Genomic DNA, 18777 nt, shown 5'->3' on the forward strand with positions numbered 1-18777 from the left:
CCTTGCTTCCTTGGGCTCACGCGAAGCATCCGCTGTGCCAACGGATGTCTTGCGCTGTGTCACTCGGGGGCGCGTGTGCCGTGTCCCACCTTGGGCGGGGCAGATTGCCCCGGTGAGGGGCAGGATGCCCCGGGGCAGGCCGTCAGAGCCCCTTCGTTTCGTAGCGGGACGGGGCGTCGACGTGGAAGGCGAAGTCCAGGGTGCGTTTCTCGCCCGGGGCCAGCTGCACCTTCCAGGTCGCGATGCCGTCGCTGGGCTGGAGTGTGTAGCCGGCGGTTGTCTCGGGCTCCAGGGCCACCTTCACGTCCTCCAGCTCGGACACGGGGAAGTGGTCGGAGAGCTCCACTTCCTCGGGCTGCGCGCGGAGGTTGTTCAGCGTGAACTGGTAGGCGTAGCGGAAGCGCTGCGTGTCCTTGAACAGGCCCGTGGGGCGCTGGAGTTCCTCCACCACGCGGCGCTCCACGCGCAGGCCTTCCTCCACGCCGAAGGTCAGCTCGAAGGGGGCGCCTTGCGCCACGTGCTCCAGTGACTGTCGCCCGATGAAGCCTGTCCCCCGGTAGAGGTCCACGTCGCCGGGCAGCAGCGGGAACGCGGCGGCGTTGTTCAAGCGGGCCACGCGGAAGACGACGGGGTGCAGCTTGGGGATGGCGCGCCAGGTGAAAGCGGCCTTGAGGCGGGTCTGCGCAACCTGCACGCGCACGGCGCTGTCATCGCCAGGGATGCTCACGGGGGTCGACGCCACCAGTTGCACGGACAGGCCCTGCGGTACGGCTTCGAGTCCCTTCGAACTCGCGGTGGTGTGGGGCCCCCCTGCATGGGCGTGCTGTGGCTGCTCGTCGCGGCTCAGCAACACCCGGCGCTCCTTCGCCCGTTCCTCCGCGAACACGGTCAGGGGCTGGATGACCGGAAGCGTCGCGTCCCGTTGTGGCTGCGCCGTGGAGAGCACCAGCTTTGCCTCCGACCAATCCTCACCGGTGGCCTGGCGCACCGTGGCCAGCGTCGTCAACTCCAGCGTCCGGGTACTTTCGTTCGCGCGAGCCTCGTAGGAAGGCGTCCAGTTGACGCCACCCACCAGGTACGTCAGCGCCACGCGAGCGCGGGTGCCCTCGGGACAGGAGAGGCGCACCTCCACGTGGCGCTCCCGTTGTTCAGAGGCGGTTCGGAGGTTCTCCAGTTCAGTGTCCACCTCGGCGAGCTGTTTCTCCAGCACGTGCCGTCTGGCCATGACGTCCAGGTCCTCGGCCATCGCGCGGCGCCGCACGGCCATGGCCGAGTCGAAGGCGGTCGCCCAGGCGCGGGTGTCGGGCTTCGCGTCTGTCACCGCATGGGTGACGCGGTACACGGCGACTTCCGTGTAGCCTTTCGCGAGCGCGCGAAGGTCCGCCGCGTCACGCAGGCTGGCCTGCTCCCGTAGCAGTGTGGCCCGGCGCGTCTCCAGCCGCGTTCGTTCTTCGCGATGGGCATTCTCGCGCGTGTGTTCCTCGCTGATGAGCCCTTCGACGGTGGCGCCTGCGGCACGGGCCCGGAGGCTGTCGGCCGCGGCGGCGAGCGGGACGGCGACGAATCTGGCACGGGTGGGACCTGTACACGTCACGGTCTCTTCGCGCGTGACCTGTGCACGGTCCGGGTACACCACGACAGTGGACACCTTGGCGGACGCGACGAGCGCCCACAGCGTCAGGGGTAGGGCGGGCATGGTTTGGGCCTCGGACTCTCACTGGTGCAGACGCCAGCCCTTGGGGCGGCGCAGGGTGTATTGAAAGGAGACGGCGGACTTGCCCGACGGTGGCACCAGCAGGTCCCACTGGAGCTTCCCCGTTTCCTTGTCGGGCTGGGCGGTGGGGGCAGCACGCACCAGTTCGACATCCACCTTGCCATCGGTGTTGAGCGGGAGTTGGTCCACTACGCTCACGGCAAGGGGGAATGGATACGGATTGGGGACCTCGATGGTGACATCATAAGTGCTCACCTCTTCCTTGGAGAGGAAGCCCTCCTCTGCCTCGACGAGCCGCACGTTCCGGGCGCTGCGTACCGCGCGGTCGATGCCCAGTGGCAGGGAGAAGGACTCACCAGGGATGAGGGTCGCCAGCGTCGCGGTGCCGGACGGGTCGGCGCCCACGAAGAGCGAGGCATCGCCTCCGGGGAGTACACTCTGGGACGGGCCTTGCAGTGTGGCGACGAGGTACGCGTCCGGCGAGAGCGCGGGAAACACCTTGCGCTCCACCTGCACGGGCCATGACTCCGAGCGAAGCGGGAGGCTGCGTTCCCCTCTTCCACTGAGAAGGGTCTCCCGGTGCTGCGAGGTGAAGGTGAGACTGTATCCTCCCGCGAGGGCGACCGGAGACTCCGAGGCGAAGGCTGAGGGGCGCCGGCCCGGCGGCGGGTTCAGACCCACGAACTGTGGTCTGATTTCATCGAGCCGTTGGATGAACTCCTGGTCGCTGTTGACGCCCATGGTCGTGGAGCCGACGTCGATGAAGGGCGGGCGACCAGCGATTTCGAGCTGCTCCTTCCAGGAGTCGGGAAGCAGTTCCACATTGACGCGGATGGTGCGGGACGGGCGGAGTTGAATCTGGCTGCGGGAGTAGGGCTTGCTCCCCTCACGCTCAAACCGCAAGGTGTAGAGGTCCGCCGGGAGACGGGGGAGGTGGTACTCACCCTTGGCGTTTGCTACTGCCACGTGTTCCCTCGGATGAGAGGAGGTGGTCGCGGTGACGACCACGTCAGCGAGCGCCTTTCGGGACTGAGCGTCGATGATGGTTCCCTGGATGTTGCCCCGACCCCTTTCCTTGCGTTGCCCGGGAGGGAGAGGAGGCTGCGGCTCGGGTTGGACCTGGGCCCGGTTTCCAGCCAGTCGTAGCAACTGCGCGCGCAGCGCCTGGTCCGACGGGGCCGTGGTCTGGGCCCGAACGCCTGGAGCGGTCGGCGCGGGGTGGATGGTCTCCTCGTGGGGCCTGGGCATGGGGATGAATCGCTCGCGGGCGCCCAGCTTCCAGATGCTCAGCTTCGGCAGCTCGGTGGCGTTGGCGGGTAGGGCCGTGCTGAGGGCGAGGCGGGCGCCCTCCCAGTCCTCGCCCGTCTCCTGGCTGACGCGGCCGTAGAACGCCATCTGCATCCGCTGCGTCTCAGGCTCGAGCTGTAGCTCATAGTGGGGATACCAGCGGGCGCCAGTGGTGAGGTACGTCAATGCCACCTGGGTGGAGCCCTTTCCCGTGAGCGTGACGGCCACCGCGACACCGGGTTCGCCATATGTCTTGCCTAGCGTCGCGGCGCGCTCCTGGTGTTGCTGCTGTTCCTTCTTGAGCGTCTCGGATTGCGTCTCCAACTCGCGCATCCGGGCTTCCATCTGGGCCACGTTGTCCACGAGGAAGGACACAGCGGCGTTCCAGGCGGTGGGCGGAGTCTTGGCCCGAGTGGCTTCGCTGTCGGACTGCACAGACGGGCGAACGCGCCGGAGCGCTTCCACCTGTGCGTGGTAGACGTCTCGTTCCGCGGCGATGCGCGCGAGCGCGACGTCGATGCCTTCCATCCTCGTGATGAGCTTCAGGGCTTCGTCATGGGAAAATGCCTCTCCCTTTACGACGCGCACGTCGACGTGGGACACCTCCGCCCCCACGGCTTCGACGCGAATGGAGTCCGTATCCACGTTCTTGGGCAGCCGGGGAAACGTCACCCGCTGCATCCCAGACACCGTGAGACTGCCAGAGCGAACCACCTGCGCCTGGTCGCTGTAGACCGTGACTGACGTGACGGGGGCGTCGAGCGTCGCCCCCAGCACGCCCACGGCCATCAACCCGAGTCCGAGGATGAGCATGCGTCCATGCTGGCGACGGACGCATGGACAATCACGTCATGGTTCCCGCACGAAATCCTCACGGAGGAACCGGCGGCGGAGTGTGCGCGTGACCTCCGCGTCCCACCGGGCGGAGAACACCTCCACGAAGGTTCGACGGAAGCGCAGCGCGCACGCCAGACACAGCAGCGTGGTGGCCAGCCCGATGACCGCGTTCTGCCAGGAGGCGAGGTTCCACTGCCCCTCCCAGAACCACTCCCGCATGCTCGTGGGCCAGTAGTAGTAGATGGGCCAGCCTGGGCCGCTGCCCGCGAGGTCGCAGAGCAGGTGCAGGTGGAAGGCGAACAGGGACAATGCCGCCACCCGCAGCCGCTCACGCGCCAGCGCAGCGCAGGCCACCGCCGTGACGATGGCGCCCACGTAGCCATGGAAGATGACGTGGTGATAGCGGATGTAGGCCGCCTCGCCCGCGAGCAGCGTGAGCCCATCCAGGTCCGGCGCCAGCCCCGCGCAAGTGACGAGGATGCGGTCTCTGCGCTCACGCAGCCCCTGCGCCGCGAGCCAGGCCAGCTCGGCATGGACAATCGGATTCATGTCCGCAGCCTATGCCGCTGACCGGCCTCACTTCACCTCACCCGACCACGGGTGCTCGCCGGGGTGTGCCGAGCAGCTCCAGCGTGCGCATCGCCACGTCCACCAGGGAGGAGGCACACGGGTGGCAGCCGCCACCGCAGCAGCCCGGCCATTCACCCTCCGGGTCACGCAGCAGGGGATACACGCAGCCCCGCAGCGAGTCCGGTAAGCCGACCTCCTCGCACGCGCGGCGCAGGGCCGCCTGCACGGCCGCGTCCTTCACATCCAGCACGGTCCGTTCATAACGCCCGGGCCAGCAGGCGCCAGCCCGCGGTGCACGGTCGCTCCCTTTCTGATTGCCTAAAACCATTAGGAGCCTTACGAGGCCGGTGCCGTGCCTACTCGACCTCCCACTTCCCCGACGTCCGCGGCGATGCCGCGCTACGAGCGGCTCCGGCGCCTGGCGCTGCGCTTCCCCGAGCTCGACGCCAGCGCCATCGAGACGTGCATCACCTTGCTGCGGGCTTCGCACGACTTGTCGGGGGCCTACGACGCGCACCTGGGCCGTCACGGCCTGTCGATGGGGCGCTTCATGGTGCTGGTCCGGCTGCTCACCACCGAGGACGACGACGTGGAGCGCGTGAGTGGGCTCACGCCCGCGGACCTGGCGGAGAGCTCCGGCGTCAGCCGAGCTACGATGACGGGGTTGCTGGACACGCTGGAGAAGGACGCCCTCATCTCCCGCGAGGACCATCCGGGGGATCGCCGCATGTACACGGTGCGCCTCACGCCCAAGGCCCGGCAGCTCATCGAAGGCGTGTTACCGGACCACTACCGGCGGATTGCCGCGCTGATGGCGCCCTTGAGCGAAGAGGAGCGCGCCACGCTGCGGACCTTGCTGGCGAAGGTCATCTCGGGGCTCCCCCTGCTCAAGGAGCCCTGACTCACGACCTCGCCGCGCGGGGCCTGCCGTATCACCGACACGCCCCGCGATGACGAGGCCGCTCAGCGCTTCGCGTGGGCGCGAGCCTGGGCGGGCTTGCGGCGGCGGGCGAACAGCGCGGCGAAGGAGAGCAGGCCCGCGGCGGCGGTGATGGGCACACCCGCCGTTCCGCCGCCGGAGGCATTGCAACCCTGCGCCCCATCGGCGCCCGGCGGACGCTCCCCGGAGAGGAGGTCCTCGGGGGTGGTGATGCCCCAGCGGGTCTGCGGCCGCGTGTCGGGCGTCTGGACGATGGGCGCGTCGGGGAGCTCCTCGGACGGCGTGTCTTCACCCGGCTGCTCCGGCGCGGGGAGGGTAGGCGCGGGCTCCGGCGCGGGGGGCTCGGGGGCTGGCTCCGGTGTCGGCGGCGGCGGCATGACCTCCTCCAGCGTCGAGGCCATGGTGAACCCGTCGTGGTACACGCTGGCCTCGGGACGGATGGCGTCGTCGCGGTACAGGCCCAGCTTCAGGTAGTTCATCTCCTTGCCGAACTGCGTCGCGACGGAGGTCTTCGGCACGACGACCTCGTTATTGTGCCAGAGCTGGACAAAGCCCTTCTTCGCGTCGGGCGACCACTTCACCTGCAACACGAAGTCGCTCCAGTCACCGCGCTTGAGCGGGGCCGTCCACAGGACCTTGCCGTTCACGCCCCCCACGCGCATGTGCATCTCTTCGCCGCGCACGTAGAACTCCAGCGGCGGCGAGCCGCAGCAGCCCTCCTGGTGCCACTGCGCGAAGACCTGCCAGCTGTCATCGAGCGGGTAGTCGGCGGGAAAGAGGGTGCTCCACTTGTAGTACCAGGTGGAGTCCGCCTTCTCCTGGCTGATGTAGAGCAGCTCATTGCGGTTGCCGCTGGCGTTGATGGGGTCATCGCCCTGGCGCACCGTGGCCTTCAGCGCATAGCGGCCCTCGCGAACCACGTCCGTCACCACTTGGAGACGGCTGTTGGAGACGCTCTGACTGCGCGTCCACTGCGAGGTGTTGCCCGTCTCGAAGTCGCCTTTCCACACCACGTCCGCGGAGGCGAACGAGGGAATCAGAGACACCAGGGCGGCGAGTCGAAGCAGCTGCGTCAAGCGAGGTCCTTTCGTTCCAGGTTGGCGCAGTGGGACACTCAGGCGGACGTGCTACTTCCCGCTCGTGCCCTCTCGTAAAACCCTCAGGAGGGCGTGGGTCCGCCGCCTCATGTGGAGGGCTGCCTGACGGGCGGGCCCCTGTCGTCATGCTGGCTTTTTTCACCCAGGAGGCAGTGATTCCGGAGGGATGCGTGGAGGACCTGCACTCAAGGTTTTCGGCGCAAGCCGTCTCCAGGTCAGGCCGCCTGGTTCACGGTCTGACGACCCAGCGAAGCGTGGGCGGGCGGTAGGGGAGGTGGGTTGGAAAAAGCGGGAGAAATGCCGCGGGGGGTAATGCGCCAGGCGTCTGTTGCGGGTTGCCCAGCCTCCGCCGGAAGTCGGTGGGGAACGGTGGATGGTGTACAACGCGGTAGCTGGGCGGCTGCTTGGGGGTTGGCGCCCGAGGGGGCAGTATGTTGAAGCCGGCGTACGACAAAGTCCTGGTCCTGGCGCTGGCCACGCCCGTTTTGGTGTTGACCGTCCTGCTTGCCCGCACGCCCTCCAAGGGGAGCGGGGCACCCGTATCAGCGCAGTTCTGGGCGGAGCGGCGCTCCGCGTCACGCATCGAGGCCCGGCTCACGCACCCCGAAGCGGACCGCTACCGGCCACGCACGTCGGCGGGCGGCTGCCCGGTTCCTCCCGAGCCCATTCCCCTGCGCGACCTCGCCCGGCTGGAGGAGGCGGGCGACCTGTCTGGTATCGCCTCCGCGTATGCCCTCCAGGGCGAGTGGAACCAGGCGGGCGCGTTCCTGGAGCGCATGCCCGCCTCGCCGGACCGCGACAGTGATTTGGCCGCGGTGTACCTCGCTCGGGGCGCACATGAGCAGGCCCTGCGGTTGCTGGACGGCGTGCTGAAGGCGCAGCCGCGGCATGCGCAGGCCATGTGGAACCGCGCGCTGGTGCTCCAGCAGATGGGGCTCACGATGAAGGCGGCGGACACCTTCGAACAGGTGGCGCTGATGGGGGAGCCGGGTTGGAGCCGCGAGGCGAAGGCCAACGCCCGCGAGCAACGCGACGCCACGATGGAGCGCGCGCGCCGGTGGAAGGAAGCGCGCGAGGCCACGCTGGCGCTGGTGGATGACCCTCAGGCACCTCTGCCGCTGGAGGCGGCCCGCAAGGACCCGGGCATCGTCCGGCAGGCCTTCTATGAAGTGGTCCGCGCGGCGCCGTCGAAGGAGCGTGTCCTGACCCTGCTGCCCCTGGCGCAGGAGCTGGACCGCGGCCACGGCGGCTCCACGCTGACGGACTACGTCCAGCGGGTAAGCCGCCGGAACTTCACGCGCCGCGGCGCACTGTCGCGCGAGTACGCGTCGCTGGTGCGCGGCAAGCTGAGCCAGCCGGACAAGCTGCTGGAGCGGGTGCTGGCCTCGGGAGAGGACGACCTCTTCCTGGGCACGGCCCAGCACATGCGCGCCACGCGCCGCATGTTGACCCAGGTCGTGGAGCGCGCGAAGCGCCAGAACGACCCCTGGTTCAACCTCTACATCGAGCGTGAGGAGGCCATCCGCGAGACGGCCGAGGGCCAGTGGTGGAAGGCCGAGCAGCGCATCTTCAACGCGCTCCAGCGCTGCCGCGAGGACGGCCTGTCCGCGCGCTGCGTGGACCTGGAGCTGCGGCTGGGCATCCTCTACGCCGACCTCCAGCGCCTCACCGAAGGCGAGCAGCATGCCCGCACCGCCTGGGCCTGGGCGCGCCAGCTCCGCGAGTGGGACATGGAGTTCACCGCCCTGGAGGCGCTGGCCGCCATCACCCGCTCGCGCGGGGACTTCGCCAGCTCGCGCGCCTATGTCGAGGAGTGGTCCGCCCGCGGGCGCGGCAACTGCGTCTGGCCCCGGGAGAACCTGGCCCACACGTACTACCTGGACAACAGCATGGACGACGCGCGCCGCGAGGTGGACGCGAACGCCGCCTGCGAGAACGAGCCGCTGAGCCTGCTGTTCGCCGTCAACCTGGCGGAGCTGGCGCGCACCCGGCCGAAGCCCGGGGACGAGGCGCTGCTGCGGCGGGCCCTCACGTGGGCCAACCACAGCAACCCCATGCCCAGCGACGCGGTGTATGCCCGTTACGTGGAGGGCCGCTTCCTGCTGGACTCCGACAGGGCGCGGGGGCTGGCGCTGCTGCGGCAGACCCTCACCGAGGCGGAGGCGCTGCCTCGGGGAGATTCGCTGGCGCGCGAGGCCTGGGCGCTGAGCTATTCGTCGCTCGTCACGGACGCGGGCAAGGCGGGCGAGTACACCCAGGCGCTGGAGCTGATGGCCGCGCAGCTCGGCACGCCCGTGCCTCGGCGCTGCGCCCTGGCGGCGGCGGTGCACGGCGAGCGCACGGTCCTGGTGGCGCGTGGCACGCAAGGCCAGGTGCTGGGCCACTATGAGACGGACCGGCAGGGGCCTTTCAGCCGCGCGGACACCTCACGGCTGGTGCCGGAGCGGCTGCGTGCGGTGTTGCGGGGCTGCGAGCGCGTGGACGTGCTCGCCTGGCCGCCTGTCTTCGGTCGCACGGACCTGTTGCCGCCGGAGGTGCCCTGGAGCTTCCGGCTCGGCCGCACGGCCCAGCCGCGCACCACGCCCTCGGCCCGGCGGCTCGTCGTCTCCAGCGTGGATGCGCCCGCGCTGCTCCAACTGCCGCGGCTGCCGCAGTGGCTGCCCTCGCAGGAGGCGGAGGCGGTGCCGCTGCAGGTGCTGTCCGGCTCGGACGCCACGCCCGCGCGCGTGCTGGCGGACATGCGGGACGCCACCGAAATCGAAATCCACGCCCACGGCATCATGGACCCGGCGCTCTCGGACGCGTCGCTGGTGGTGCTGTCCCCGGAGACGAGCGGCCGCTACGCGCTCACCGCGGACGTGGTGCGGCAGCAGAAGCTCACGGGGGCGCCCATGGTGTTCCTGGCGGCGTGCAGCGCCGGACGCGCGGCGAGCACCACCACCAGCCACGAGCCCTTCAGCCTGCCCGCGGCCTTCATCGACGCGGGCGCGCGCGCGGTGCTGGCCTCCACGGTGGATATCCCGGATGCCGCCGGACGTTTCTTCGATGGCGTCCGGCGCCGCATCCGTGAAGGCGCCGCGCCGGCGGTGGCCCTGCGGGACGAGCGTCAGCGCTGGCTGGAGCGGGACAGCCGTGCAGGGTGGACCCGGCACGTCATCCTCGTGGAGTCCTATTGAGTGCGGCCGTCTACTGCGGAGTCCTCAGGTGCGTGTTGCCTCCCGGGAGCTGGAAATGATGGAACGTGACAGTGGCGCTCACGTCCAGTGCGCGCACCCAGTGCCACCACCCCACGGGCAGGAAGAGCAGCTCGCCCGGCTCCACCACCCCCTCCAGGACGGTGGCCTCGCCGTAGAGCGGGAAGCGCGCCGCGTCCGGGCTCGCCGCGTCCACGGCGCTGAAGGTGCCATGGCGCGGGTAGACGAGGTGACGCTGGAAGGACGGCACCAGCCGCACGTGCTTGCGGCCCATCACCTGGCCCAGCAGCACGTTCATGTTGTCGTGGTGGAGCGGGGTGACGGTGCCCGGCGGGCCCAGCAGCAGCGTCGTCATGTCCGGGCGCAACTCCGGGTCGATGATGCCGGCGGGCGCGCGGATGTCCTCGCGCAGCCGGGCCAGCCCGTCACGCTTCCAATTCTCGTTGCGCGGCACCATGTAGAAGTCGTTCGTCTCTCCGTCCGTCTCCACCCGCTGGACGTAGTCGCGCAGCGTCACCACCTGGCGGTGTTTGTCGGGCTGCGACGCATGGTCCGGATTGGTGTCGCGCCCGGACATGATTTCCACCTCCACGTCCCCGAAGCGCTCCCGGAAGTCCGCGAGCGACCAGCGGCGCATCGCCGGCCAGTCCTCCATGAAGCCCTGCAGCACCACCGGCCGGTGACCGAAGTAGTAGCGGGTGAAGAACTCCGCCGGGCTCACCCCGCGGCGCTTCTCCAGCGTCACCGCGCCGGACTGGCGGTGCAGCTCCGCGTAGAGGTCCGCCAGCGCCTCCAGCCACTCGTAGCGCCGGCCAATCCGCCGCGCCGCCACCACGTAGGGGTGCGCCTGCGCCGCGGCAATCTCCCGCTGCGCCAGCGACGCCTCCACGCCCGCGTCCACCAGCACCCGCTGCGCGTCCTCCGTGCTCACGCCCAGGGCGAGGTTCTCCGCCAGCCAGGTGTGCCACTCCAATGCCAGGCGCGAGTCGTCCCTGTTCATTCAGAACTCCGTGAATTCCATGTCGCGAGTCGCCCCGTCAGATGCGCGGGGTTGGCGCGTGTCGTGATAAGGACTGTACGTGTTGCCGTATCACCCATGTCTAGCTTTCAAACCATCCCCATCGCGAGGTGCGAGCGCTCATGACGCCCGTCGAATCCCTTATGGCCGGTAGCTTGGATTCCGAGTCCGGCGAAGCCCACGTGAAGAACACCTACGTCAACTGCGACACGGCCAGCGTCGCCCCGCGCAAGCGGCTCCCGCTGCCGTCGCCCGCGGTTCCTCCCCTGGCAGGGCCGGAGCATCTGGGCCCCGGCCAGGCCCGCTAAGCGCCAGGCCCGGGCGGGGTTTTTCACCCTCCCGGGCATTTTTCTGCCCGGGTCTTTCTTTTTCTTTTCAAGGATTGGAACGCCGCGCGTTTCTGACTGGGGAACGCGCAGGCGCGCATGTGAGTGGGGCTGAATGTCCAACCTCTTCAACCGGGAGCGGAGGCGCTTTGAAGCGTTCATCCGTCAGCATCGGCCCAGCCTTCTAGGGCTGGCCCGCCGGTTGTGTGCCCGCTCCAGCCTGGAGCCGGAGGACCTCGTCCAGGAGACCTTCGAGCGGGCGATGCCGGAGTTCGAGCATCTGAAGGACCGGACGGACTCCGCGGCGGCTGCGTGGCTGTGTACGACGATGACGAACCGCTTCCTGGACTATTGCCGCCGCCAGCGGACGGAGTCCCGGGGGATGCCGCACCTGGCGCTGGTGCAGGATTTGGCGATGTCACCAGACGAGACCCAGGAGAACTGGGAGCTGGTGAGCACCGACGCCTTCCAGAAGGCCATCGAGCGGCTGAAGCCGCACCTGCGTGACGCCTACCGCCTTCACGCGGAGGGCAAGCGCTACAACGCCATCGCCGAGCATTTCAATGTTCCCGTGGGCACCGTGGGCAGCTGGCTCACCCTGGCCCGTAGGGATTTGAAGGAACTGCTGCTGCCCCAGGTGGTGGTAGCCCGGGAGCAGGGGGCCACGAGCTCATGATTTCTCCATGCACCAACCTACATTTCTTCGTGGACGGAGAGCTGTCCGCTCCCGACGCGGAGGTCTTCCGCCAGCACCTGGGACGTTGTCCTGAATGCGAGGCGGGGCTGAGGGACTTGCTCCAGTTGGAGCTGCTGGCCAGTCGCGCCCTGGGCAGCGCCAGCGTCGCCGAGCCGCCGCCCGCGAAGGTGACGCCGCTGCGGCCGTGGATGCAGCGGGTGTCCCGCACGGTGGTGCCGGTGGCGCTGGCGGCGGGGCTGGCGGCGGTGGGCGTGTTCCGTCTCCAGACGCAGCCGGAGGCCCCCGCCGACGTGTGGCTGGCGGGCGCGGACGTGCGGACCTTGGAGGCGCGGCTCAGCCACCCGATGGCGGACCGCTTCCTGCCCTACGAGCCGATGCGCGGCACGTCCGACGCCGCGAACCCGCTGCCGCTGCGTCCCCTGGCGGAGCTGGAGGAGCAGCGGGACTTCCGGGGCATCGCCGCGGCCTATGCGCTGCGCGGGGACTGGCAGCAGGCGGAGTCCTTCCTGTCGCGGGCGCCGGCCTCGGCGGACCGGGACAATGACCGCGCGGTGGTGGCCCTCAGCGGGCAGCGGTGGGAGGAGGCGCTGGACCTGCTCGGCGGCGCGCTGCGCCAGGAGCCGCGGCACGCGCAGGCGCTGTGGAACCGGGGGCTGGCGCTGCGGGGCCTGGGACTGCTGAAGCAGGCGGAGGCGTCGTTCCGCGACGTCGCGTCGTTGCCGGGCCAGGAGGCGGGCTGGAAGGTGGCCGCGGAGAAGCGCGCGGACGAGCTGCGCGCGCTGCGTGACGCGGAGGCCGCCCGGTGGCGGCGCCAGGTGCGGGAGACGTGGACGCAGCTCACCGAGAAGACGGCGGACGCGTCGTACCTGGTGCACCAGCAGCCCGCGGTGACGCGCGCGGCGCTCTATGAAGCGGTGCGCTCGGCCACCTCGGCGGGCGCGGTGGCCTCGCTGCTGCCGCTCGCCGCGGCGTTGGACCGGCTGGGGGAAGGCACGGTGCTCCAGGACTACGTCCGAGCTGTGGCGGCGCATGACTTCCAGGCGCGTGCGCCGCTGGCGGAGGATTATGCGCGGCTGGTGAAGGGCGAGTCCGTCCCCGGTCTGCTGGAGCGGCTGCGCGTCTCCCAGGAGACGGACCTGTACGTCGGCGCGCTGCTCCACACGGGCGAGGCCGCCCGGGACGCGGAGTCGCTCAAGGCCCTGCAGCGCTACGCCCATGGCTCCAGGGACCCGTGGCTCAACCTGCTGGCCGAGCGTGAGCGGGCCCGGAGCGAGGATGCGTCCGGCCGCGCGGCCAACGCCGAGCACCTGCTGCTGGCCACGCTGCGCACGTGTGGCGCGTACAACACGCTCTTCCCGTGCGCTGAAATCAACTGAGCGCGCGCTTCAGGCCTCGAAGAGGACGGGGAAGCCCAGGAGGGCGCTGCCTTCCTGGGTGAACCAGCCCTCCGCCACGGCCGCGTGCTGGGTGAGGGTGTGGATGTCGCGGAAGCGGCGCTGGAGCGAGGCGCCGTCGCGCACCGACGTCGCGCCGCCCGCGTGGTAGCAGGCCGTCACCACCTCGGCGGCGGTCTCCACGGCCCAGGTCAGGGTGGAGGACACCTGGGGCGCGAGTCCGAAGGCGCTCACGGGGGATTGCTGGCAGGCCTCCCAGAACACCTCGGCCATGCGGCGGAGCGCGTCGTGCGCGGCGCGGGCGCCTGTCTCGGCGCGGCCCAGGCGGTTGCGGAACACGGGGGAGTCCACCAGCGAGGTGCGCGCGTACAGCCTGCGCTTGCCCGAGCGGGCGAGGGCGAGCAGGTCATCCACCGCGCCCTGGGCGATGCCCACCGCCACCGCGCCGATGTGCATGGCGTAGTGGAGCACCGGCACCACGAAGTTGGCGCCCGGTACGCAGGGCTGGCCGGTGAAGATGTCGAAGGTGCGCTGCTGGGGGACGAAGGCGTCAATGGCGATGTCGTGGCTGCCGGTGCCGCGCAGGCCGAGCACGTCCCAGTGCTCGATGATGCGGACCTCGCTGGCGGGCAGCAGCATGGCGCGCGTCTCGGGCAGGCCCTCGGCGGGGCCCGGGCGGGGCTTGCCGTCCGGGCCGAGCACGACGCAGTTGCCGAACAGCCACTCGCTCGTGCGGCAGCCGGTGGCGAAGTTCCAGTGGCCGGTGACGCGGTAGCCGCCGTCCACCTGCACGGCCTTGCCCTGGGCATTGAAGGCGCCGCCCCCGGTGGCATTGGGCCCCGGGGCGTAGACGGCGTCGAACTCCTCGCGGGGGAGGAGGGCGAAGAGCTGGGGGCTCTCCGAGGCAATCATCATCGTCCAGGCGGTGGAGGCGTCCGCGCGGGCCAGCTCGGAGAGGACGTCGAGGCATGTGACGAGGTCCAGCTCCAGGCCGCCGTGGCTGCGCGGGACCAGCATCCGGTAGACGCCGAGGTCCTTCAGCGTGGCGATGAGGTCCAGGGGGAGCTGTCGTGCCTGTTCAATCTCCCCGCTGCGAGCGGAGAGGGCAGGGGCCAACTCACGTACCGCATGCAGCAGCTTCGCTCCGGCATCCAGCGTCATGGTCGAGGCTCCGGAAAGAGAGCTTCAATGATGCCTGATGTACGGTGTTTGTGAAAGATGCGGCGCGCCAGGGGGATTCAGTCATGGGCAGCCATTGCATCACTCTGGCTGGGTATTTGCGGACTTCGCCGGTACTTGGTCGAGTAGGTCGAGCAGGAAGTTGGTTGGGCGCGCCGCCGCTTGTGTGAAGCAGGTCAGTCCGTCGATGAGGTGAGCTTGGTGTGAGACGGGACCTGCTCAAGTTCTGTAATGAAGAAGTTGGTTGGACGTGGGTCCAATGTGCGCAGTTCCTGCCGAAGTTGTTCGCTGATGATGTAAGTGTAGGAGTCCTCTTGGACCCGAAACAGGTGAGGCGCGTTCTCAAGCTTCAGTGGATCGAGCACGAAGTTGCGGACGTCGACCACCTTGTCGTTGTGGTACACGATGTCCGAGGTCTCCAGGTTGAGACAGTCGAACGTGCCGAGTGGATTGATGATGAAATAGTCGGTCGAGGCCGCACGCTTCTTGTGGTTGTAGATGGATAGGGGAAGATACTCTGTGGGCGCTTTGTTGATGCGCTCAATGACCTCTTTGACTCTTTTGCTGACGATAAGCAGGTTGCATGCGTTTTCGATGAGGTCCGATACCTGGATTCCTTTGTAGCGGTCGGTCATGAAGACGCGGGCGTTCGGTGGGTAGTCGCTGCCGAGAGGAAGACCCTTCCCGAGCTTGTATGATTTTATTCCAATACCTTCAGGCTTGTCGTCGATGAAGCAGAAGTTTTGATCTTCGCGAGGCATCAAGTGGATGAGGTGGTAGTTCATCCGTGCTTGCCTCGTGTTTTTGAAGGAGCCTCTTGATGGGTGGACATCATGCGCAATGCGGGGTGCCCGAGGGTACTTGAGCTAGTTGATCGAGAATGAAGTTGGTCGGGCGTGGGTCGAGCGTGCGCAGTGCTTGAAACATGACTTCGCTGAATAGATATGAGTAAGAGTGTTCGCGCATCCTGAAGAGGTGAGGAGCGGTTTCAACCTTGGCAGGATCCAGTACAGGGTTGTCGACACTTACGACCTTGCCGTTGTGATATTCGATTTCCGATGCCTCTAGGTTGAGGCAGTCCACGGTTCCAAGTGGATTGACGATGAAGTGGTCCGTGGAGGCAACGCGTTTCTTGTGATTGTAGATGGCGACAGGTAGGTACTCCACGGGACTTTGGTTGACGCGCTCGAAGACCTCTTTGACGCGCCTGCTGACAATGAGCATGCCGCAGGTGTTTTCCACGAGGTCCGGAACCTGCATTCCCTTGTAACGCTCAGTCATGTAGACACGAGCATCCATTGGATAGTCCGCGCCAAGTGGTTCTCCATGACCAATCTTGTAGTCGATGATTCCAAGCCCTTCAGGATACTCGTTGATGAAGCAGTATTGCAGGTTTTCGCGGGGCATGAGCAAAATGAGATAGTAGTGCACTGGGCGGTGTCCCTTGTGATGCACGAGTTTTACATGGACTTTCTGAGCGACTGATTTGCTTTCTTATCCAGGGAAGGGCCAGTTCCGCCGGTGCGACCCCATGAAAGGATCAGGTTCAGAAGCTTCGTCGAGAGACTCTCAAGTCGAGTCTTGTCGAGTTCTGCATCTGGAATTCCATGCTCTTCTCCGGTTGCCGCCTGATGGCAGATCTTTTTGTACTCTGCGACGATTTCCGTCAGTCCTTTTTCCATTTTATCTACAATGAGATTGTAGATGGCGTGGTCCGTGCACGACGCCGGAAGCGACTTCGTATCGTCATCCTTCAGTTGGATATGGCGTGGCAGGTTGAGCAGCGCAGCGACCTCACGGTCCTGCGGAATCAGCAACATGTTCTTCTTGTGGTTGATGTTGTACTTGGCCTTGAGCAGGGCCTTCTGGATCATGTTGCTGACCCTGGCCTCCTGCTTCTGGATGACCGAGTCCAACGTGCCCTTCGGAATCAGGTGGTGGGCGTTGTTCCAGTACGGCCAGGTGTCCTGCGTGAAGTTGTAGCCGGCGGGAATGCGGACCTTGCCCTTGGCGAAGGTCCGGCGCTTGATGGCGCGCGGAGGACCGCCGATGTCCCAGTCTCCCGGCTCCGGAATGTCCAGATGGGCGCAGTAGCGGTCGGGCGTCATGCCGCCCTTGTTCGCCCGGTAGGCAGAGGTCTGGAGGCGCCGCTCGGGTGGGTGCTCGTTGTAGCGGTGCAACCGCTCCTTGATTTCCCCGTGGCTGTCCGCCTGCTCGTAGGCTTGATACCGGTAATTGCAGGAAACCTTGTTCTTGAAGCCGGAGAAATCGCCCGTGTGCCCGGTGAGGCAGGCGCCACCCTCGGTCGTGCTCTTCACGATGAGGTGGAGGTCGTTGAGTTCCGCGTCCCCGAAATGCCCCGTGTCCTTCTTCTTCGACATGGCCTGGTCCCGAGCTGAAGGGTGCCTGCGCCATCGAGTGTCCCGGACGCATCCGGGAGGGTCAAGGGCCTGCGGCCAAGGCCAGCGACACGTGACGGACCCGGGCGTAGAATGCGCATCTGGCCATTCACCCGCGCTGACGACATGAAGCCGAACTTCCTCCCCATCGCCATCAAGAACTCAGGCACCGCGCTCGAGGAGCTGCTTCCGCGCGTCATCGCTGCGCCTCCCGCGCTGCAGAACTACGCGTACATCTGCCTGCTCCATCGGCGCATCGCGACGGGCTCGCTCCTGGCCACCAGCGACCCGGAGCCGTTCTACGCATACCTGTCCAAGAGCGCTCGCGCCTTCCTGCACTTCCTCGCGACCGCGCCCGACGGAGAGAAGCTCACCTCGAAGGCCGAGCCCTTCTTCGACGCCGTCGCCTGCCGAGACGATGAGGCCGCGCGGGCCATGGCCCCGCTGTGCCCACGCAAGCCCGACACCACGCGCGAATACGAAGAGGACTTCTTCGCCGTATGGCTGCCCATGGCGTTCTTCTTTGGAAACGTCCCGCGTGAGGAACTGCTGCCCGACCTGGAGCTCTTCGCCAGGTTGACCAAGGAGAACCCCGACCCGCATCTCGACGTCTGCTGGGGGCTCATCGACAAGGACCAGCAGCGCTTTGACGAAGGGCTCGAAGCCCTCATCGACCAGAAGCGCAAGGCCTACGACAAGGCGCGCCGCGAGGAGACGCAGAACCCCGACGAGGCCGCCACCACCGCGCACGTCTCCACCGAAATCCTGGCCTACATCGAGCTGGCCCAGCGCGCCGGACTCACCGTGGCGCCGGACCATCCGCTGGCGCCCGGCGTCGCGCGGAGGTTCCACCTGCGCAAGCCGCCCGACCCGGACAGTTGGCGCGTCCCCGAGCCCTTCAGCTCCTTCAAGAAGCCAAGCAAGAAGTCGAAACGCTGATGCCTCCAGCAACGGGAATCGTCATCAGTGGTCTGGGCATGGTGTCCAGTCTGGGTTTCGACGTCGTCACGAGCTGCGCCGCGCAGCGCGCGGGCCTGACGTGGCGCCACCCCCTGGCCCAGGCGGTTGCCTATGACGAAGCCGAACTCGAGGCGCCCGTCTCGGGAGCGCCCATTGAAGGCTTCACGAATGGCTTCATCCAGTCAGGCACCTGGGTCCGCATGGCCGTCACGGCCCTGGAGGACCTGGTGGACTACAGCCAGTTGCCGGGGCGTGAGGACGCTCGCTTCTGGCAGACGACGGGCGTCGCCTGGGTGCTGCCCCCGCTCCTGTTCGAGCGCTTCTTCTGGCCGGACCCCGAGGTCCCCGCGTTGCTGGAGGCCTACTGCGCGGACCTGCTCGCGCGCCTGACGCATTTGCCGCTCCAGATGATTCCAGGCGGCTTCATCCCCGGCGGGCCCCATGGCGTGGCGACGGCGGTGCAGCGGGCCGAAGCGCTCTTCACGCGCAGCCGCATGGAGCGCGTCCTCATCCTGGGCACCGACTCCTGGTTGGACCGCCCCAGCATCAACCTCCTCATCCGCGAGGGGCGGCTCAAGACGTCCGAGCGTCCCGTGGGCCTGTGCCCCAGCGAGTCCGCGGCCTGTGTGCTGGTGGAGCGAGCCCTGCACGCGGAGCAGCGGGGGGCTCGGGCCGAGTCTCGCATCCTGGCCGCCGTGGTTCAGGACGCACCCGAAGCGCCCTCGGAGGAGGATGCGCCCGTCCGCTCCCGCAGTCAGTCGGCCCCCGAGTGGGGACGCAAGCTCGCCGTGACTGTCCAGCGAACGCTGGAGGCCGCCGGAGTCCGGGAGCCGTTCCGGGGAGACCTCCTGCTGGACCTCAACGGTGAGGAATGGAAGGCGCGCGTCTGGGGCCATGCCCAGCAGCTCCTCCACGAGCAGGTCGACTTCGCGGGGAGCCGGCTCGTGCTCCCCGCCATCGCCTTCGGAGATGTCGGCGCGGCGAGCGGCGTGGCCTCGCTCTGCGTCGCCACGCGCTCCTACGTGCGGGGATACGCCTCCTCGCACCGGACGCTCATCTGCTCGGTCTCCGATGAGGGAGGCACAGGCGCGCTGCTGACGGAGCGCACCGTCCAGAAGCCGTCCCGGGCGCCGTGACGCCCGCGCCCGGGAAGCGCCGGGCCCTG

17 protein-coding genes are annotated in these 18777 nt (G+C 68.0%); 7 read left to right on the top strand and 10 right to left on the bottom strand.

The window, feature by feature from the left end:
- Positions 1-142: 142 nt before the first annotated feature.
- The 4 genes from KGD87_RS31575 to KGD87_RS31590 are packed head-to-tail and all read right to left on the bottom strand — an operon-like array spanning position 143 to position 4658.
- Positions 143-1696: a mucoidy inhibitor MuiA family protein gene (locus KGD87_RS31575; RefSeq protein ID WP_284664661.1), complete on the bottom strand. Its 1554-nt coding sequence runs from the start codon at positions 1694-1696 to the stop codon at positions 143-145.
- Positions 1697-1714: 18 nt separating this feature from the next.
- Complete coding sequence (locus KGD87_RS31580; RefSeq protein WP_284664662.1) at positions 1715-3814, bottom strand: mucoidy inhibitor MuiA family protein; 2100 nt, start codon at positions 3812-3814, stop codon at positions 1715-1717.
- Between the two features lie 36 nt (positions 3815-3850).
- Positions 3851-4387: a metal-dependent hydrolase gene (locus KGD87_RS31585; RefSeq protein ID WP_284664663.1), complete on the bottom strand. Its 537-nt coding sequence runs from the start codon at positions 4385-4387 to the stop codon at positions 3851-3853.
- Between the two features lie 37 nt (positions 4388-4424).
- A complete protein-coding gene (locus tag KGD87_RS31590) occupies positions 4425-4658 on the bottom strand; it encodes a hypothetical protein (RefSeq protein WP_163783952.1) in 234 nt (77 codons plus the stop codon).
- A gap of 102 nt (positions 4659-4760) precedes the next feature.
- Here KGD87_RS31590 and KGD87_RS31595 point away from each other — a divergent pair, with 102 nt between their 5' ends.
- On the top strand, positions 4761-5309 hold the full coding sequence (locus tag KGD87_RS31595) for a MarR family winged helix-turn-helix transcriptional regulator (RefSeq protein ID WP_284664664.1): 549 nt from the start codon (positions 4761-4763) through the stop codon (positions 5307-5309).
- Between the two features lie 62 nt (positions 5310-5371).
- On the opposite strand, the gene KGD87_RS31600 is transcribed toward KGD87_RS31595, so the two are convergent.
- Complete coding sequence (locus KGD87_RS31600) at positions 5372-6424, bottom strand: heparin lyase I family protein (RefSeq protein WP_284664665.1); 1053 nt, start codon at positions 6422-6424, stop codon at positions 5372-5374.
- A gap of 452 nt (positions 6425-6876) precedes the next feature.
- On the opposite strand from KGD87_RS31600, the gene KGD87_RS31605 reads away from it, so the two are divergent.
- On the top strand, positions 6877-9621 hold the full coding sequence (locus KGD87_RS31605; RefSeq protein WP_284664666.1) for a CHAT domain-containing protein: 2745 nt from the start codon (positions 6877-6879) through the stop codon (positions 9619-9621).
- A gap of 10 nt (positions 9622-9631) precedes the next feature.
- On the opposite strand, the gene KGD87_RS31610 is transcribed toward KGD87_RS31605, so the two are convergent.
- Positions 9632-10639 carry a cupin-like domain-containing protein gene (locus KGD87_RS31610; protein WP_284664667.1) on the bottom strand — a complete coding sequence of 336 codons (1008 nt, stop codon included), beginning with the start codon at positions 10637-10639 and terminating at the stop codon, positions 9632-9634.
- Between the two features lie 161 nt (positions 10640-10800).
- Here KGD87_RS31610 and KGD87_RS31615 point away from each other — a divergent pair, with 161 nt between their 5' ends.
- The 3 genes from KGD87_RS31615 (at position 10801) to KGD87_RS31625 (ending at position 13056) form a co-directional block, all read left to right on the top strand.
- Positions 10801-10965 (top strand): hypothetical protein, encoded by a 165-nt coding sequence (locus KGD87_RS31615; protein ID WP_284664668.1) that lies wholly within the window; start codon positions 10801-10803, stop codon positions 10963-10965.
- A 133-nt stretch (positions 10966-11098) separates the two neighbouring features.
- Positions 11099-11659, top strand: coding sequence for an RNA polymerase sigma factor (locus KGD87_RS31620; protein WP_163786196.1), 561 nt, complete (start codon positions 11099-11101; stop codon positions 11657-11659).
- Positions 11656-13056: a zf-HC2 domain-containing protein gene (locus tag KGD87_RS31625; protein ID WP_284664669.1), complete on the top strand. Its 1401-nt coding sequence runs from the start codon at positions 11656-11658 to the stop codon at positions 13054-13056. The genes KGD87_RS31620 and KGD87_RS31625 overlap by 4 nt, the downstream gene beginning before the upstream one ends.
- 9 nt (positions 13057-13065) lie before the next feature.
- Here KGD87_RS31625 and KGD87_RS31630 read toward each other — a convergent pair whose 3' ends face one another.
- The 4 genes from KGD87_RS31630 to KGD87_RS31645 form a co-directional block, all read right to left on the bottom strand.
- Positions 13066-14235, bottom strand: coding sequence for an acyl-CoA dehydrogenase family protein (locus KGD87_RS31630; RefSeq protein ID WP_284664670.1), 1170 nt, complete (start codon positions 14233-14235; stop codon positions 13066-13068).
- A gap of 194 nt (positions 14236-14429) precedes the next feature.
- A complete protein-coding gene (locus KGD87_RS31635; protein WP_284664671.1) occupies positions 14430-15038 on the bottom strand; it encodes an imm11 family protein in 609 nt (202 codons plus the stop codon).
- 46 nt (positions 15039-15084) lie between these two features.
- Positions 15085-15684, bottom strand: coding sequence for an imm11 family protein (locus KGD87_RS31640; protein WP_284664672.1), 600 nt, complete (start codon positions 15682-15684; stop codon positions 15085-15087).
- Positions 15685-15713: 29 nt separating this feature from the next.
- Complete coding sequence (locus tag KGD87_RS31645; RefSeq protein WP_284664673.1) at positions 15714-16634, bottom strand: AHH domain-containing protein; 921 nt, start codon at positions 16632-16634, stop codon at positions 15714-15716.
- A gap of 111 nt (positions 16635-16745) precedes the next feature.
- Between KGD87_RS31645 and KGD87_RS31650 the strand changes: the two genes are divergently transcribed.
- Both KGD87_RS31650 and KGD87_RS31655 read left to right on the top strand, forming a co-directional pair.
- Positions 16746-17591: an Imm49 family immunity protein gene (locus KGD87_RS31650; RefSeq protein WP_284664674.1), complete on the top strand. Its 846-nt coding sequence runs from the start codon at positions 16746-16748 to the stop codon at positions 17589-17591.
- Positions 17591-18748, top strand: a complete 1158-nt coding sequence (locus KGD87_RS31655) for a hypothetical protein (protein ID WP_284664675.1) — start codon at positions 17591-17593, stop codon at positions 18746-18748. Before KGD87_RS31650 ends, KGD87_RS31655 begins: the two co-directional genes overlap by 1 nt.
- Positions 18749-18777: the final 29 nt, after the last annotated feature.

The organism is Myxococcus sp. SDU36, from assembly GCF_030168875.1.
GTDB classification, from domain to species: Bacteria; Myxococcota; Myxococcia; order Myxococcales; family Myxococcaceae; genus Myxococcus; species Myxococcus vastator.